The organism is Leptothrix toolikensis (SeqCode) (assembly GCF_057922285.1).
Genome location: NZ_JBYSVC010000031.1, coordinates 1 through 15,495 on the forward strand (window position 1 = coordinate 1; position 15,495 = coordinate 15,495).

Consider the following 15,495-nt stretch of genomic DNA (forward strand, 5'->3'; position numbering starts at 1 on the left):
AGCGCAAGAAAGCTGCCGCTGTGAAGCGGCACTACAAGCGTGTGCGTTCGATGCAGCTGCCCAAAAAGCTGTACTGATCCTGATTTCTATCACCCGGCACTCATCTGTCGGGTGACAGCATCACACCCAAGCTCGCACGGGACGCCGCTGCGGGCTTGATTTTTTTGTGCGTCCCTCCCTGTTGTTGTCACCCTCCACTTCTGCCCAAAGCACCATGAGCCTCAAAGATCGCATCACCGATGACATGAAAGCCGCCATGCGCGCCAAGGATGCTGCGCGTCTGGGAGCCATTCGTCTCTTGCTGGCCGCCGTCAAGCAACGGGAAGTGGATGAACGCATCACGCTCGATGACGCAGCCATCGTCGCCATCGTGGACAAGCTGATCAAGCAACGTAAAGACTCCATCGCTCAGTTCACCCAAGCGGCTCGCCTTGATTTGGCCGACAAAGAAAGCGCTGAAATGGCGGTGCTGGACGCCTACGTCCCTCAGCGCCTGAGCGCCGAAGACATCGCCACAGCGGTCGCTGCCTTGGTCAGCGAGCTCGGAGCCAGCGGCCCCGCCGACATGGGCAAAGTCATGGGCCTCGCCAAGCAGCGTCTCGCCGGTCAAGCCGATATGGGCTTGTTATCCGCCGCCATCAAGCGCGCGCTGACCCCCGCTGCTGCCGCATAATCACGCCATCGCAACGTACCCACCGGGGTACTCAAACTTGGTTGACACGCCCATGTCTGCACTCCCGATTCAGCAAATCAGTCCGGATGTCTGCGTCGCCCCGCAGCTCGACACCGCCGCCATGGCCGCTGCGGCTGCGGCTGGCTTTCGCAGTGTGATCAACAACCGCCCCGATTTCGAAGGCGGCCCCGATCAACCCACCAGCGCCAGCGTCGAAGCCGCAGCGCAGGCGGCCGGACTGAACTACGTCTTCTTGCCGGTTTCAGGCATGTACCAAAGCCCGGAAGAAATCGCCCGCTTTCGTGAGCTGCTTGACACCCTGCCCAAGCCGATTCTGGCCTTTTGCCGCAGCGGCGCGCGCAGCACCAAGCTGTTCATCGCCGCCACGCAATCCACGAACTAAGGCCCACGCCCATGGCCTCCTTGCTTGCCTTGGCACGCCGCATCGACGCGCTCAGTGAGTTTGTCGGCCGATGGGTCGCTTGGTTGGTGTTGGCGGCGGTGCTCATTTCCGCGCTCAACGCGGTGGTGCGCAAAGTCTTCAACACCAGCTCCAACGCCTTTCTTGAGATCCAGTGGTATTTGTTTGCCGCGATCTTTTTGCTGGGCGCAGGCTACACGCTGCTGCGCCAAGAACACGTCAAGATTGATGTGATCTTGGGCCGCTTTGCCAAACGCACCCAGATCAAAGTGGAGATGCTCGGCATCCTCTGCTTCTTGTTCCCCTTGGTGCTGACGGTGCTTTATCTGGTCACGCCGCTGGTCATCACGGCCTACATCAGCCAAGAGATGTCCTCGAACGCTGGCGGTCTGATCCGTTGGCCCGTGTTTGCCTTGGTCCCTGTGGGCTTTGCGCTGCTCGGCTTGCAAGGCGTGTCTGAGCTGATCAAGCGCTGGGCTTTTCTCCAAGGCCTGATCGACGATCCGACCCTGAAAAAACAAGCCAAGAGCGCCGAAGAAGAACTGGCTGAGGCCATTCTTGCGGCCGAACAAGCCAAAAAAGGGGCCTCGGCATGATCGAGTTTCTTGCGGCCAACATGGCCCCCATCATGTTTTTGGGGTTGATTGCCTTTTTGCTGATGGGCTACTCGGTGGCCTTTTCACTTGGGGCTTGCGGCTTGGCCTTCGGCTTCTTGGGTATCCAGCTCGACTTGTTGCCGGCAGCGCTGATCCAAGCCCTGCCCCTGCGCATCTTCGGCATCATGCAGAACGACACCCTGCTGGCCATCCCCTTCTTCACCTTCATGGGCCTCATCCTTGAGCGCTCTGGCATGGCCGAAGACTTGCTCGACACCATCGGCCAGCTTTTCGGCCCGATCCGGGGGGGCTTGGCTTTTGCCGTGATCTTTGTCGGCGCGATGCTCGCCGCCACCACCGGCGTGGTGGCCGCCTCGGTGATCTCGATGGGCTTGATCTCGCTGCCGATCATGCTGCGCTACGGCTACGACCGGCGCGTGGCCTCGGGCGTGATCGCCGCCTCGGGCACGCTGGCGCAGATCATTCCGCCGTCGCTGGTGCTGATCATCATGGCCGACCAGCTCGGCAAAAGCGTCGGTGACCTCTACAAAGGGGCCTTCATCCCCGGCTTCGTGCTGACGGGCCTGTATGTGGGCTTCATCGTGCTCATCAGCTTCATCCGCCCGACGTGGGTGCCAGCGCTGCCCAAAGAGGCGCGCACCATCCGTGAAGACAACGGTGACTCGGGTCTGCCCTCATTGGGCGTGCTGGCGACCTTATCCACCGCCTGTGCCGTTGTTTTTGCGCAAACACGCCCCGCCACCACCGCCACGGACGAGCTGATCGTGGTGTCGATGTGCGTCGGCGTCGGCATCGCCTTTGCGTTGTCGGTGCTGAACAAAGTCACCGGCTTGAAGCTGCTCTCCAAGATGGCCGAGCGCGTCACTTTTGTGCTGATCCCGCCGTTGGCGCTGATCTTTTTGGTGCTGGGCACGATTTTTCTCGGCATCGCTACCCCGACCGAAGGCGGCGCGATGGGCGCGGTGGGCGCGCTGATCATGGCCGTGCTACGGGGTCGTTTGAGCTTGAAGCTACTGCGCCAAGCCATGGACTCGACCATGAAGCTCTCGACCTTTGTGGTCTTTATCTTGATAGGCTCGACCGTCTTCAGCCTGAGCTTCCAGGGCGTGGATGGTCCGAAATGGGTCGAGCACCTACTCACCAGTTTGCCGGGCGGGCAGCTTGGCTTTCTGATCGTGGTGAACCTCTTGGTGTTCGTGCTGGCGTTTTTCCTCGATTTCTTCGAGCTGAGCTTCATCATCGTGCCGCTCATCGGTCCGGTGGCGGACAAACTCGGCATCGACTTGGTGTGGTTTGGCGTGCTGCTGGCGGTGAACATGCAGACGTCTTTTATGCACCCGCCCTTCGGCTTTGCGTTGTTTTACCTGCGCAGCGTCGCACCCCACGACGATTACAAAGACCGCCTCACGGGCCAGCCCATCGCCAAAGTCACCACCAGCCAGATCTATTGGGGCTCGGTGCCTTTTGTCGTGATCCAGATCATCATGGTGGCGCTGATCATTGCCTTCCCGAATCTGGTCTCAGGGGGGCTTGGCAAAAAGGAAGCGCTCAATTTGGATAACGTGCAGATCGACTTCCAGCCGGCCGCAGAGACCAAACAAGAAAATGATCCCAGCAAGCTGTTTGATGCAGTTCCCAGTCCAAACCGTGACTTGAAGTAGCGCACCCACGCTTACACCTGACGTAAAAAAGCCCCGCAATGCGGGGCTTTTTCATCATCAGCCTTTTACGGCTGAAGAGGCATTTACTTCGAAGCAGCAGCAGCGCCAGAAGCAGCCTTGTGAGCCTTATGAGCCTTGTGAGCCTTGGCCTTCTTGGCAGGCTTGGAAGCGGCTTCAGCAGCCGGCTTGGCAGCCGAAGCGGCGGCAGCAGCCTTGGGAGCGTCAGCAGCGAAAGCGCCGAAAGCGAACATGGAAGCGATCAGGGCAGCAAGGATCTTGGTCATGGAAAACTCCAAATATAAAAATTGTCGAGCAAAAGACTCAGAGCAAAAACGTCAAGAGTGCCCAGTCCGTTGACCGACAAGAACATTTTGTTTCAATTGAGTTCAATGCATCCTCGCCATCACCTTGTGATGCATGCGCCGCAAACCCAGCCAAACCACACCCGCAATCACAGGCACAGCGACTGCAATGGCCACGTCGGGTGAGATCGGCAAGCCCGCCGACTTCAAGCCTTTGACCACATAACCGACCAAGCCGGTGCCGTAATAGGTGATGGCCGCCACCGACAAACCCTCCACCGCGCTCTGGAGCAGCAACTGCGCCTCTTGGCGACGGTTCATGGCGTCAAGAAGCGCTTGGCTGCTTTGCTGCTGCTCGATTTCCACCCGGGTGCGCAGCAAATTGCTGGTGCGCGAGATGCGCTCCGACAACGCTTGCTGACGCCGGGCCGCCCAAGCACAGGTTTGCATGGCCGGCGATAAGCGCCGATCCACAAATTCACCCAAGGTTTGCAGCCCGTGGATGCGCTCCTCGCGCAGCTCTTGAATCCGCCGCTGCACCAACTCGAAGTACGCTGCGCTGGCTGAAAAACGAGCGTGCGTGCGGGCGTACAAACTCTCCACTTGGGCCGCCAAATGGGTCAAGCGCCGCAGCAAATCGGGCTCTTGCTGCTTTTGCGCAAAGCGAATTTGCTCGGCCACTTCAGCCAGTTCGCGCTCAGCCGAGACCAATGAGGAGCCCACTTCGCGCGCTGCGGGCAAACCCAGCAAGGCGGTCATCCGATAGGTTTCGATCTCAAGCACCCGCTGCACCGCCCGACCCAATCGGCGCGGATTCAAGCGGTCATCGACCACCAAGATCCAGCGGCCAAAACCATCGGCATGCAAGCGGAAATCGGTGTACGCAATCACCTGCCCATCCATCACGCGGGCCGCCACCAACGAGCTTTCGTCGAGCGTGCGCCGCACCAAGGCCGACACCGAGTCTTGCCCAGAGGCATCGGCGGCCATCTCGCTTTGACGCAGCACCAGCACATGCAGACCGATCAACCATTGGCCCGGCATGCCTTGAAGCCAATCAACGGGCACCTCCGGCAACACCCCCGGCTCAAAACCGGTGGGCTCATCGGTCACGGAGCGCCAAAAAGTGGCAGTGTGGAATTCGGAGTGCTTTTCCCAGCGCAACCACAAACCGCCTAAATCGGTGCTGATGTGATTGGCCTCATCCGCCGCCAAAGGCAAATGGCGTTGACGCAAGATCTGATTGACGTGGGCGCGCGCCGCAGCGCTATCGCCGTGGGCCCAGCCCACATGCGTCAGTGCCATCGGGGCCGAGAGGCGCTCATAAGGGCGGGCATGCACTTCGTTGTGAAGCGTCTCTCGCAGTGGATGCACGGTTTGCATGAAAACTCCTTGGTTCTGTTTTGGCTTGATGCCAGCCTCAAGCTGGGGTGGCCCGCAAGATTTCTTCAGCGCTGGTGAGGCCCTCGGCCACCTTGTCAAAGCCAGCCTGGCGCAGGGATCGCATCGGCTCGTCCAACACCAGCAATTCGACCAAGCCGCAACGGCCCCGGTAACCTGTCATGCGGCAATCGATGCAGCCCACCGCACGGTAGGGCTGGAAAGGCTTCGCAGCTTCCGTGCCAAGGCCCGTTGTTGTTGCGGTCGAGGAGCCTAGCAAAGCCGTGAGGCGTTCACGTGACATCGCCTCGTCAGGCAGCTTGCAGGCCGGACACAAGGTCCGCACCAAGCGCTGCGCCAGCACACCGATCACAGTGGCCTTGATCAGATAGGTCGGCACACCCAGATCGGTCAGGCGTGTGATGGCGCTGGCGGCATCGTTGGTGTGCAGGGTCGAAAACACCAAATGCCCGGTCAAGGCTGCTTGGACCGCCATTTCAGCCGTTTCAACGTCGCGGATCTCACCAATCATGATGATGTCGGGGTCTTGGCGCATCAGGGCGCGCACGCCGTTAGCGAAGTCGAGTTCCAGCGCGGGCTGAACCTGGGTTTGGTTGAAGGCCGGCTCGATCATTTCAATCGGGTCTTCGAGCGTACACACGTTGACCTCGTCGCTGGCCAGCCGCTTGAGCGTGGCGTAGAGCGTGGTGGTCTTGCCGCTGCCCGTCGGCCCCGTCACCAAGATGATGCCGTGCGGCCGGCGCACCAACTCGGCCCAGCGCCCGGCATCTACGCTGGAAAAACCCAGCGCCTCGACCGGCAACACAGCGGTGTCGGGATTGAAGATCCGCATCACCACCTTTTCACCAAAGGCCGTGGGCAAGGTGGAAAGGCGCATTTCGATCTCATCACCACGCGGGTTACGCGTTTTGATGCGCCCGTCTTGGGCACGACGGCGCTCGACCACGTCCATGCGCGCGAGCAATTTGATACGTGCGGTGGCCGCCGTCATCACGCTTTGCGGCAAGTGATAAACCGTATGCAGCACGCCGTCGATGCGAAAACGCACCGCACATTGCTCGCGCCGAGGCTCTAGGTGAATATCGCTGGCGCGCTGCTCGAAAGCGTAGTTCCAGAGCCAGTCAACCACTTGCACAACACCCTGGTCGTTGGCGTCGAGCTGCTTGTGGCGACCCATTTCGACCAACTGCTCAAAATTGACCGTGGCGCTGTTGGCCTCACCCGTTTTTTGCGCCTGCCGTACCGACCGTGCCAAGCTGTAGAACTCGGTGGTGAAACGGGCAATATCGTTCGGATGCGCCAAGACCAAGCGCACGCTCTTGCGGGTGTGGGCGCTGATCTCCACCACCCAGTCGCGCTCGAAGGGCTCACAGGTGGCGATGGTCACTTCCGTGGGGCCCACTTGAACCGGTAAGACGCGGCGCTTTTCGGCGTAAGCCAGCGACATGACCTCGGTCACCCGCGCGACATCGACTTTGAGCGGATCAATGCGCAAATAGGGCAAACCGACCCGTTTGGCCAACCAGCGCAGCAGCACGTCGGTATCCAACGGCGTTTGGGTGCCCACCCGAATCAGGCCCGCAGAGCCCAAGCGCACCATGGGATGCAAGCTGCTCGTTCCCGCCGAGAACCGCTGCTGGATGGCTGGCCGGTCCACGGCGGCGATCCAACCGTCTTGCACCAGCCAGTCAAGCACATCGGCCCAACGCAAACGACCAACAGGAGCCGGTGCATGACTCATACCAAGCGCTCCTCAGCCTCATCCGAAGTGTCATCAACGGCAGCGGCGATGGTCCGAGGCACAGGCAAGGCACGCATCAAACGCACCCAAGGCGGAGCGGGCAATTGGAAGCGTTCGCGCACCGCTTCGGCACGCCGCAGCAACTCGTCACGCTCGGGCCAATCCACGCCCTTGCCCGCCAAGACGATGGCGTTGCCTTCGGCCGTCGGACTGATCTTCCAAACCTGCCCCACCCCAAACACCGCCTCAATGCGCCGAGCACTCTTCATGAACTTGGCTGAGCGCCCGAACAGATTCACCGCCATCACCCCGCCTTCGGTCAGTACCGCATGACAGGCCCGGTAGAAGTCCTCGTCATCCAGCACTGGCCCTGCGGCTTCGTGGTCATACAGATCGACCTGCAACACATCAGCGCTGTCCCAATTCAAGGTGTCCTCGACCCAAACGCGAGCATCGGCCACCACCACGTTGAGCCGCTCGTCGTTGGGCGGCAGATGAAACCACTGCCGGCAAGCCGCGACCACCTGGGGGTTCAACTCGACCGCTGTGCTGCGCCAGCGCAAGACCGCATGACTAAAACGCGTCAGCGCCGCCGCGCCCAAGCCCAACTGCACGGCATGGCCCTGCGTCCATGTGGCGGGCGGCTTCAAGAGCAGCCACGCCATCATGCGTTGCACGTAATCGAGTTCCAGCGTTTGGGGTTTGCGCATCCGCATGGCCCCCTGTACCCAGGGCGTGTCACCCAGATGCAAATAGCGCACGCCGTCAAACTCGGACAAAGTGGCCGAAGGCAAAGCCTCAGCGGGTGTTTTCTTGCGCGTGCGCGCCTTCACAAGATCCATGGGCAAAGCCGCGAGCTTACGTCAGCCCACCCAGCTTGGGCAAAGCGGCCAAGGCGTTGGCGTGGGTGATTTGTACGATCTCCGCCACGGTCAAGCCACGCAGCTCGGCCAAAACCGTCGCAATGCGCAACAACTCGCCGGGCTCGTTACGCATCACCGCCCCGGCAGCCCGCTCAGCAGCCGTGCGGTAAAGCCACTGCGGGGCCATGTCTGGCGCGTCGGTTTCCAGCACCAAAGCGTCCTCTGGCAACGAACGCGCCAGCCGACGCAGTTGCAAGGCACGCTCAAAAGTCATGGCCCCGCCAAACCCAAGCTTGAAACCCAGATCAAGAAAAGCGTGCGCTTGCTGATCGCTGCCGTTGAAGGCGTGCGCAATGCCTGAGCGAACCTTGGAGCGCCGCAACAAGGCCAAAACCCGATCCACCGCCCGACGCGAATGGACGATCACGGGCAAGCCCATGTCCGCCGCCATCGCCAACTGGGCGGCACACAGCGCTTCTTGGTGAGCTTGCTCTGCTGTACCCAAGCCCGACACGAAGAAATCGAGGCCGATTTCACCCACCGCGACCAGATGCGGATCGTCGCGAGCTTGGGCGAGGGCCGCCGCCACTTGCTCCATCACATCCAGAGGAGCGGCCTGAACGTAGAGCGGATGCACCCCCAAGGCGTAGGCATCGTGGTGTTCGTGAGCCCCTTGGCGCACCGCATCAAAGCTCGCCAAATTCACGGCCGGCCAAACCAAACACGCCACACCCGCAGCGCGAGCACGCTCACGCACCTGCACGCGATCCAGATCAAATTCAGCCGCGTCGAGGTGGCCATGGGTGTCGATCAAGCAGGGGGTGGCAGGCATACTGCAAGGCTCAAAAATGTCTTTACGGCAAGAAAAGAGGTTCGGTGATGGAACTGATTGAAACCATCGGCGCGTTGGCCTTCGTCTACGCCCTGCTCTCGGTGTTGGCCTCATCCCTCAAAGAGATGATCGAAGCGCGTCTGCAACAGCGCAAAGCTGGCCTGAAAAGTGCCATTGAGGATCTTCTCACGGTCCAAGGTGCCGCCGCCTTGGTGGGCCACGCATCCATTGATGTCATCAATCAGGCCTCCGCCGTCACCGACCCGAGCAAGCACACCAATTGGCCCAGCTACCTCGACCCCAACACCTTTGCCCGCGTGGTGTACGCGCTGGAACTCAGCGATCAGATCCCACCGAACTCACGTTTGGCACAAGCCCTGGCGGGGTTGAAGATCCCTGGGGCCGAAAACGAGCGCGTTCAGGCCATCATGGGGCTGTACAGCGAACGCATGGACCGACTCCAAGGCACGTTCAAGCGCCAAGCTCAGCGTTGGCTTTTGATCATTGGTTTGATCTTGGCTGCCGCCCTCAATGCCGACACCGTTGAGCTGGCCCGAGACCTTTCCCAAAACCCAGCCCGGCGCGCCATGATGATGGCGATGGCCCAAAATCAAAGCTCGTTCGAGAGCCTGCGAACCAGCTGCCAACGGCCCGCCACCAAACCGGGCGAGGAAGCCAGCACCGCTGAACACCTCGGTGACACCCGCGCCTTGATGGACTGCCTCACCCCCGAACTCAGCCGCAGCGGCTTGGGCTGGAGCCAAGATCGCTGGCAAACCTTGATCGGCTCAGGCCTGAGCTGGGCCTTGCTCGGTGCCCTGCTGCTCAAAGTATTGGGCTACGGTTTGACGGCCTTGGCGGTTTCGCTGGGTGCGCCGTTCTGGTTTGACTTGTTGGGCAAGGTCGCTAATTTGCGCGCCACGCTCAAACCTCCCATCGCCTCGACCAGCCCTTGAAAAGGGCACGTGAAGATCCAGAACGTTGTATATGACCAACGGAAAACCTCTTTGAGATCAAAACGTTGCATCTTTGCAACGTTTTGATTCTCCAAAACCCTGACTTGAATGAGAAGGATGGGGCCAGCGTGAAAGATTTGGAAACGTTCTAGATACACTGACAACGTCCCAAGCCGAGGGTCCCCAACCAAAAAACCGTGACAAACGGTCTTTTCGGGGTCACAGGCCCAAGATATCGACGCACTGTCTCAAGAAACAAGTTCCCCGGAGAGATTTATGACGAAACGGACCCTCACTGCTGTTTCCGCCGCTGCCGCTCTGGCTGCGACCCTGTTGCCGATGACCAGCGAAGCCATGCCGGCATTCGCCCGTCAAACTGGCAAGACCTGCTTGACCTGCCACTTCCAAAACTTCCCGATCCTGAACGCCTACGGCCAAGAATTCAAGGCTGGCGGTTACACCGACATGGGTAAGCAAGGCCTGATCAAGGGTCCGGATCTGTCGATTCCTGAAGTGCTCAACAGCACCCTGATCGGCAAGTTCCGCGCTGTGACCACCAACGAAAGTGGCGCAACCACCGGCTACGACATCCCCGACGAATTCGGTCTGATCATGGGCGGCCGTGCGGCTGCCAATGTCGGCTTCATGGTCGAAGCTTCATTGGTGGGTAACCCGGCTTTCGCTGGTTTCAAACTGCCCTCGACGGTGTACAAGACTGACGGCGGCACACGCTTCGGTATCGTTCCCTTCGCCCACGTCGGTATCGGCGCTGGCTTCGGCATGGAATTGCTGAACACTGGTGCAGTCGCGAACGTGCGTGTCTTTGAACACGGCTTCGCCACCTCTGCTCAGCAGTTTGTCAATGGTGAGTACGGCGCTTGGGGCGTGTCCGGTGTCGTGACCGACGCCAGCTACTTTGTCAACGTGGCCAAGTGGGGTATGGGCTATGCACCTGGCGGTGCTGTTGCTCCTGAGTCCACCTACCTCCGTGCTGCGTGGCTGGGCAACATCGCTGGCTTCGAATCTGGCGGTGGTGTGCAAATCTTGTCGGGTTCGTCGGGTGCAGTTGGTCTCAAGAAAGACACCAGCTCCACAGCGCTTGACTTCCAAGCTCAAGGCGCTGTGGCTTCCATGCCCCTGGGTATCTGGGCGTCCTACGCTTCGGCACCGAAGAGCACTGCCTCTGCGACCAACGTCTTCAACGGCAGTCAATTTGTTGACAAGACAGCTCTGTCCGTCTCGGCGCAACTGGGCCTGGGTCACTTCGGTCTGCGGGCTAGCATCTTGAAGGGCACGTCGGATGACGGCTCTGGTACGGCAGCTCCTGACAATGCTTTCACCTCTGGCGTGACCTATCACTTGGCCCAAAATCTGGGTCTGGTGGTTGAGCACACCGCCTTCAGCCGCAGCGGCGTGGCATCCCGTGCCAGCTTCCAAGGTGGCGAAACTGGCGGTGGCAAGAACAACCTTGGCAGCGCTCGCACTACCGTGATGCTTGAAACGGCGTACTAATATAGGGGCCTCCCCTGTCATAGGAAACCGCTGAAAAGCGCAGGGCGGGATGTCGCAAGGCTTCCCGCCCTTTTCATAACCACCGCGCCTGTGTTCCCTCTCTTCTTCTACCCTCTTTGTGAAGGACGAACAGTGACCCGCAAAAAATCCCAAGCCCTGACAGGCCAGCCGGCGGCTCGCTGGTTGCGGTCTGTTGTCTTGACGCTGGCCGCCACTGGTGCAGTCGCCATGGCCCCCCACGCCAGTGCTGAAACGCTGGCGGAGCGTCTGGAAGTTTGCTCCGGCTGTCATGGCCTGGATGGCAACAGCCCTGTGCCCGACTATCCCAAGTTAGCTGGCCTCGATCAGGAATACATCGTCAAGCAACTGGGCGACTTCAAGGCTGGACGCCGTGCCAGCATGATCATGTCGTCCATGGTTGCAGCCATTGAACCGAGTGAGTTTGCCGGACTGGGCAAGCATTTCTCGGAACAAAAACGCAAGGCCGCACCGCCCGATGATCCGAAGTTGGCGGGTGATGGCAAGACCATCTATGACGACGGTATCGTCGGCAGTGCTGTGCCAGCCTGCGCGGGTTGCCACAACGATGATGGCAGTGGCTCGGACAAGTATCCCCGCTTGGCCCGTCAATATCCGGCTTACATTGCTGCACAGCTGAAGGCTTTCAAGAGCGGTGAGCGGGCCAATGACAGCCGCGACGCCATGAAGGCCGTGGCCAAACGGATGACCGATCAAGAAATCGACGCTGTCGCTCAATACGTTGCAACTTTGACAGGTGGGGATGAAGAAGCCGCCGCAGAAGGAGAGAAGAAATGAAGAAGGCTCTCAAATGGATCGCCCCCTTGTTGGTGTGGGCTGTGACTTTGCCCTTCGCCGCCATGGCGCAAGCTCAAACGGGTGAAACCTCTGCCAGCCCAATCGGCTTTGGCAACAAGGACTACCGCTGGGATCGCATGACACCCGAGCTGCCCTTGGTGCTGGCACTGGACCGCGATGCGGCTCGGGGCCGTGAAGCCTACCGTGGCTGCCGTGGCTGCCACAAAGACAGCGGTATCGGCTTGGTGGACGGCACTTACCCGCGTCTGACCGGGCAGCATGCTCAAGTGATCTTGAAGCAAGCCACCGACACCCGTGCCGGGATTCGCGTCAATCCGAAGATGGAGCCTTTTGCCGCCGAGCACGCTGTGACTCAACAGGAACTGGCCGACATCGCCGAGTTTCTGTCCAAGGGCCGGACCACGAAGGAAAACGGCAAGGGTGCCGGCGATCCGTCGGAACTGGCTCGTGCCAAGACGCTTTACAACGATCGTGAATGCGGTACTTGCCACGGTGATTTCGGTGAAGGTGTCGCCGGCAAGTTCTACCCATCGGTGGCCGGTCAGCATTACGGCTACTTGCTGCGCGAGCTGGAGCAAATCCAAGAAGGCAAGCGTGGCAATGGTCATCCCGACATGAACAAGCGCCTGAAGGGTTTGACCGCCAAGGATCTGGAAGCCCTGTCGGACTATATGTCCCGCTTGCAACCTGAATGGGTACGCAAGGATGCCATGGCATCGGCAGCGATGGCAGCCTCGGCACCCGCTGTCACGGCTTCTGGCCCCGCAGCCAAGAAAAAGACCAAGTAAAAGTTTCATTTTTCCCCTGCGCCGTGCAGCCATGCTGTACGGTGATTCATGCGAGCACTGACGCAAGTCATGCTCGCTTTTTCATGGCCCTATCACCTAGGCTGGGGGTTCTTTGCGCGACACTGTGCGCGGTACATTCACATGCTTGCCCAGAGACCGCTTCACCCCCGCCATGCCACGTCTGATGCCCTTGTCCAAGAAGTCCCGAACGACCATGGTCTGGGCTTTAGCCATGATGAGCTGCTTGTTGGGGTCATGCGCCAGCTATAGGCCTCCCGGCATGGGTTTGGCCGTGCATGAAATGCTCGAAGCAAGCCCGGACAACACCGATGAGAGCAACGTCACCGCATGGCGTCAACCCGCCGCCATGCTGCCCCTGCGATTGGTCTTGGTGCGCATGCAGCGCGCGGGCTACCCCACCGTCTACGAGCCCTGCCATGGCCAGGGCCGGTACTGTGTGTTGACGGTCCGCGACGTGGAAAGCGATGCTGATTTGGCGCAACTGGCCGATCTGCCCCAAGTCGCTAGCCTGATCCCCGTACCGCGCCGCTTGGTCCCTGAGCGCCTCAATACACCCTTGGATCTGCGCCGCAAACTGGCTGAGGCCCACATCGGCGACGTGGCCCTGCTCTACTCCATCGACACCCAAGTGCAAGTGGGTCAGGATGCTGCTGCACCGTTCTCACGCCTCAAACGGAGTTTGCAAGTCGATCAAACCGTCACCATCCGGTCACGCCTCACGGCCGCCTTGGTGGATATACGCACGGGTTTCGTCTATCTGCATGCCGAAACCAACCTCACCGAAACCCTGCCCGGCTTGATTTGGTCGAGTCAAGACAGTGCGGATCGGGCGCATCAAGGCGTAGAGAGTCGGGGCTTTCATGCGTTGGTCAGCGACATCAGCCAGCACTGGAGTGAGGTGATCACCCCCCTGGCTTGGCGTCCCTGATACAACCCCGATCCAAGGTGAGCTGACGGTCACAGCGAGCGGCTAGTCCGGGATCGTGGGTCACCACCACAAACGAAGTACCTTGCTCACGCGCCAAGGCCAGCATCACGGCAAAGACGCCAGCCGCCGTTTCTCGGTCTAGGTTGCCGGTCGGCTCATCGGCCAAAACACAGGCTGGTGCGCCCACCAAAGCGCGCGCAATCGCCACCCGTTGACGCTCGCCCCCTGAAAGCTCACCCGGGCGATGCCGAGCCCGCGATCCGAGACCGACGCGCTCCAGCCACTGCCGCGCCTGCACTCTGGCCAAATCCAAGGGCATGCGCCGAATCAACAAAGGCATCGCCACGTTGTCTTCGGCACTAAATTCAGCCAAAAGATGGTGGAACTGGTAAATAAATCCCAGATAGCGATTGCGCCATTGGCCTAACTCGGACGCGCCCATGTCGGCCAAGTTGCGGCCCATCAGCTCAACCCGCCCGGTGTTGGGCGTATCTAGACCCCCCAGCAAATGCAGCAAAGTGCTCTTGCCCGAGCCCGAAGCGCCCACCACGGCCACGATCTCGCCGCGCTTGATGCACAGATCCACCCCTTGGAGCACCGGCACATCCAGCCCATCGGCACCGCCCTCGTGGTAACGCTTGCCCAAGTGGGTGGCGATCAGAACCGGCGATTCATTCATAACGCAGCGCTTCCGCAGGATTGACGCGGCTGGCGCGCCAGCTCGGATACAGGGTGGCCAAAAAGGCCAAAACCAGCGAGATCAAGGCGATCGGCATGATGTCGCTCATTTGGGGGTCACTGGGCATGCGGGTGATGAGGTAAATGCTGCCCGGCAAGAAATTGACGTGCAGCAAACGCTCCAAAGCCGGGACGATAACGTCGATGTTGAAGGCAATACCCAAGCCAAGCAGCACCCCGGCGGCCGTACCGATCACGCCTGAGGCTGCCCCTTGGACCATGAACAACGCCATGATGGAGCGTGGGCTGGCCCCCAAGGTGCGCAAAATAGCGATGTCGGCACGCTTGTCGGTTACCGTCATCACCAAAGTGGAGACCAAGTTGAAAGCCGCCACCGCCACGATCAGGGTCAAGATGATGCCCATCATGCGTTTCTCGATCTGCACGGCGTCATACCAAGCGGCGTTGGTTCGGGTCCAATCGCGCACGCGCCAACCTTCACCCAAGCGACGCCCCAAGGCAAACCCCACTTCACGCGCCTGGTTCTGATCTGCCAAGCGCAGCTGCACCCCTTGGGGGCCCCCGCTGCGAAAGAGACGAGCGGCGTCGTCGATATGCATCAGCGCCATGCTGCTGTCGTATTCATAGTGCCCGGCGTGGAAGGTGCCCACCACCGTGAGTTGTTTGAGACGTGGCACAAAGCCCGCCGGCGTGGTTTGACCGTTGGGTGTGACCACCGTGATCACATCACCCTCAGCCACACCCAGTGAACGGGCAAGCTGCGAGCCCAGCACCACGCCCCATCCGCCCGGCACCAAGCGGCCGGCCAAGGCACCTTGCTGCAATTGCGCTCCCAAAGCGGTCACCGTGGCTTCATCGACGGGCGAGATGCCACGCAGCATCACGCCTTTCATCTCATCACCACGCGCGATCAAGGCTTGGGAAGACACAAAAGGGGCCACCGCCTTGACCTCGGGTTGTTGGCGGATCTGAGCCGCCAATGCCTGCCAATCCTCCAATGGAGCACCGTCGGTGGCAAAAACCTCAGCGTGGGCGATCACGCCCAGCATGCGATCACGCACTTCCTTTTGAAAGCCGTTCATCACGCTCAGCACGATGATCAAGGCGGCCACGCCCAAGGCAATCCCCAGCATCGACACGCCGGAGATGAAGGAAATAAAGCCATTGCGCCGCCCGGCGCGGCCGGCGCGGGTGTAACGCCAGCCGATGCGAATTTCGTAGAACCAGTTCATGGGGAGGGGAT

At 60.4% G+C, this 15,495-nt stretch carries 16 protein-coding genes and 1 pseudogene; 10 read left to right on the forward strand and 7 right to left on the reverse strand.

The features are described 5' to 3' along the window. The 5 genes and pseudogenes from AC3VI7_RS06430 to AC3VI7_RS06450 form a co-directional block, all read left to right on the forward strand. Window positions 1–77 (forward strand): annotated as a pseudogene (locus AC3VI7_RS06430) (30S ribosomal protein S21); the annotation flags it as partial. A gap of 137 nt (window positions 78–214) precedes the next feature. Next, window positions 215–673, forward strand: a complete 459-nt coding sequence (locus tag AC3VI7_RS06435; RefSeq protein ID WP_489667554.1) for a GatB/YqeY domain-containing protein — start codon at window positions 215–217, stop codon at window positions 671–673. A 52-nt stretch (window positions 674–725) separates the two neighbouring features. Then, entirely contained in the window at window positions 726–1,076 is a 351-nt protein-coding gene (locus AC3VI7_RS06440) for a protein tyrosine phosphatase family protein (RefSeq protein WP_489667555.1), read from the forward strand. An 11-nt stretch (window positions 1,077–1,087) separates the two neighbouring features. Further along, on the forward strand, window positions 1,088–1,690 hold the full coding sequence (locus AC3VI7_RS06445) for a TRAP transporter small permease subunit (protein ID WP_489667556.1): 603 nt from the start codon (window positions 1,088–1,090) through the stop codon (window positions 1,688–1,690). Next, window positions 1,687–3,372 carry a TRAP transporter large permease gene (locus AC3VI7_RS06450; protein ID WP_489667557.1) on the forward strand — a complete coding sequence of 562 codons (1,686 nt, stop codon included), beginning with the start codon at window positions 1,687–1,689 and terminating at the stop codon, window positions 3,370–3,372. Before AC3VI7_RS06445 ends, AC3VI7_RS06450 begins: the two co-directional genes overlap by 4 nt. Before the next feature lie 83 nt (window positions 3,373–3,455). Here AC3VI7_RS06450 and AC3VI7_RS06455 read toward each other — a convergent pair whose 3' ends face one another. The 5 genes from AC3VI7_RS06455 to AC3VI7_RS06475 form a co-directional block, all read right to left on the reverse strand. Continuing rightward, entirely contained in the window at window positions 3,456–3,656 is a 201-nt protein-coding gene (locus AC3VI7_RS06455; protein ID WP_489667558.1) for a hypothetical protein, read from the reverse strand. A gap of 102 nt (window positions 3,657–3,758) precedes the next feature. Next, window positions 3,759–5,057 (reverse strand): DUF3422 family protein, encoded by a 1,299-nt coding sequence (locus AC3VI7_RS06460; RefSeq protein ID WP_489667559.1) that lies wholly within the window; start codon window positions 5,055–5,057, stop codon window positions 3,759–3,761. 37 nt (window positions 5,058–5,094) lie between these two features. Then, window positions 5,095–6,816: a GspE/PulE family protein gene (locus AC3VI7_RS06465; RefSeq protein WP_489667560.1), complete on the reverse strand. Its 1,722-nt coding sequence runs from the start codon at window positions 6,814–6,816 to the stop codon at window positions 5,095–5,097. Continuing rightward, window positions 6,813–7,658, reverse strand: a complete 846-nt coding sequence (locus AC3VI7_RS06470) for a spermine/spermidine synthase domain-containing protein (RefSeq protein WP_489667561.1) — start codon at window positions 7,656–7,658, stop codon at window positions 6,813–6,815. Before AC3VI7_RS06470 ends, AC3VI7_RS06465 begins: the two co-directional genes overlap by 4 nt. A gap of 16 nt (window positions 7,659–7,674) precedes the next feature. Beyond that, entirely contained in the window at window positions 7,675–8,511 is an 837-nt protein-coding gene (locus AC3VI7_RS06475; RefSeq protein ID WP_489667562.1) for a TatD family hydrolase, read from the reverse strand. Between the two features lie 47 nt (window positions 8,512–8,558). On the opposite strand from AC3VI7_RS06475, the gene AC3VI7_RS06480 reads away from it, so the two are divergent. The 5 genes from AC3VI7_RS06480 (at window position 8,559) to AC3VI7_RS06500 (ending at window position 13,553) form a co-directional block, all read left to right on the forward strand. Beyond that, window positions 8,559–9,467 (forward strand): hypothetical protein, encoded by a 909-nt coding sequence (locus AC3VI7_RS06480; protein WP_489667563.1) that lies wholly within the window; start codon window positions 8,559–8,561, stop codon window positions 9,465–9,467. Between the two features lie 276 nt (window positions 9,468–9,743). Then, on the forward strand, window positions 9,744–10,979 hold the full coding sequence (locus AC3VI7_RS06485; protein ID WP_489667564.1) for a hypothetical protein: 1,236 nt from the start codon (window positions 9,744–9,746) through the stop codon (window positions 10,977–10,979). A gap of 132 nt (window positions 10,980–11,111) precedes the next feature. After that, window positions 11,112–11,795 (forward strand): c-type cytochrome, encoded by a 684-nt coding sequence (locus AC3VI7_RS06490; protein ID WP_489667565.1) that lies wholly within the window; start codon window positions 11,112–11,114, stop codon window positions 11,793–11,795. Then, window positions 11,792–12,604, forward strand: a complete 813-nt coding sequence (locus tag AC3VI7_RS06495) for a c-type cytochrome (RefSeq protein WP_489667566.1) — start codon at window positions 11,792–11,794, stop codon at window positions 12,602–12,604. The genes AC3VI7_RS06490 and AC3VI7_RS06495 overlap by 4 nt, the downstream gene beginning before the upstream one ends. A 172-nt stretch (window positions 12,605–12,776) precedes the next feature. Further along, window positions 12,777–13,553 (forward strand): hypothetical protein, encoded by a 777-nt coding sequence (locus tag AC3VI7_RS06500; RefSeq protein ID WP_489667567.1) that lies wholly within the window; start codon window positions 12,777–12,779, stop codon window positions 13,551–13,553. On the opposite strand, the gene AC3VI7_RS06505 is transcribed toward AC3VI7_RS06500, so the two are convergent. Both AC3VI7_RS06505 and AC3VI7_RS06510 read right to left on the reverse strand, forming a co-directional pair. Then, on the reverse strand, window positions 13,528–14,232 hold the full coding sequence (locus AC3VI7_RS06505) for an ABC transporter ATP-binding protein (protein WP_489667568.1): 705 nt from the start codon (window positions 14,230–14,232) through the stop codon (window positions 13,528–13,530). The two genes, AC3VI7_RS06500 and AC3VI7_RS06505, sit on opposite strands and share 26 nt — an antisense overlap. Further along, window positions 14,225–15,484, reverse strand: coding sequence for a lipoprotein-releasing ABC transporter permease subunit (locus AC3VI7_RS06510; RefSeq protein ID WP_489667569.1), 1,260 nt, complete (start codon window positions 15,482–15,484; stop codon window positions 14,225–14,227). The genes AC3VI7_RS06505 and AC3VI7_RS06510 overlap by 8 nt, the downstream gene beginning before the upstream one ends. Window positions 15,485–15,495 lie beyond the last annotated feature (11 nt).

Bases quoted from the DNA above. Each gene is read 5' to 3' on its own strand.
- AC3VI7_RS06475 (WP_489667562.1), bottom strand. From the start codon at position 8,511: ATGCCTGCCACCCCCTGCTTGATCGACACCCATGGCCACCTCGACGCG.
- AC3VI7_RS06495 (WP_489667566.1), top strand. From the start codon at position 11,792: ATGAAGAAGGCTCTCAAATGGATCGCCCCCTTGTTGGTGTGGGCTGTG.
- AC3VI7_RS06450 (WP_489667557.1), top strand. From the start codon at position 1,687: ATGATCGAGTTTCTTGCGGCCAACATGGCCCCCATCATGTTTTTGGGG.
- AC3VI7_RS06440 (WP_489667555.1), top strand. From the start codon at position 726: ATGTCTGCACTCCCGATTCAGCAAATCAGTCCGGATGTCTGCGTCGCC.
- AC3VI7_RS06510 (WP_489667569.1), bottom strand. From the start codon at position 15,484: ATGAACTGGTTCTACGAAATTCGCATCGGCTGGCGTTACACCCGCGCC.
- AC3VI7_RS06460 (WP_489667559.1), bottom strand. From the start codon at position 5,057: ATGCAAACCGTGCATCCACTGCGAGAGACGCTTCACAACGAAGTGCAT.
- AC3VI7_RS06500 (WP_489667567.1), top strand. From the start codon at position 12,777: ATGCCACGTCTGATGCCCTTGTCCAAGAAGTCCCGAACGACCATGGTC.
- AC3VI7_RS06465 (WP_489667560.1), bottom strand. From the start codon at position 6,816: ATGAGTCATGCACCGGCTCCTGTTGGTCGTTTGCGTTGGGCCGATGTG.
- AC3VI7_RS06480 (WP_489667563.1), top strand. From the start codon at position 8,559: ATGGAACTGATTGAAACCATCGGCGCGTTGGCCTTCGTCTACGCCCTG.
- AC3VI7_RS06470 (WP_489667561.1), bottom strand. From the start codon at position 7,658: ATGGATCTTGTGAAGGCGCGCACGCGCAAGAAAACACCCGCTGAGGCT.
- AC3VI7_RS06455 (WP_489667558.1), bottom strand. From the start codon at position 3,656: ATGACCAAGATCCTTGCTGCCCTGATCGCTTCCATGTTCGCTTTCGGC.
- AC3VI7_RS06485 (WP_489667564.1), top strand. From the start codon at position 9,744: ATGACGAAACGGACCCTCACTGCTGTTTCCGCCGCTGCCGCTCTGGCT.
- AC3VI7_RS06505 (WP_489667568.1), bottom strand. From the start codon at position 14,232: ATGAATGAATCGCCGGTTCTGATCGCCACCCACTTGGGCAAGCGTTAC.
- AC3VI7_RS06435 (WP_489667554.1), top strand. From the start codon at position 215: ATGAGCCTCAAAGATCGCATCACCGATGACATGAAAGCCGCCATGCGC.
- AC3VI7_RS06445 (WP_489667556.1), top strand. From the start codon at position 1,088: ATGGCCTCCTTGCTTGCCTTGGCACGCCGCATCGACGCGCTCAGTGAG.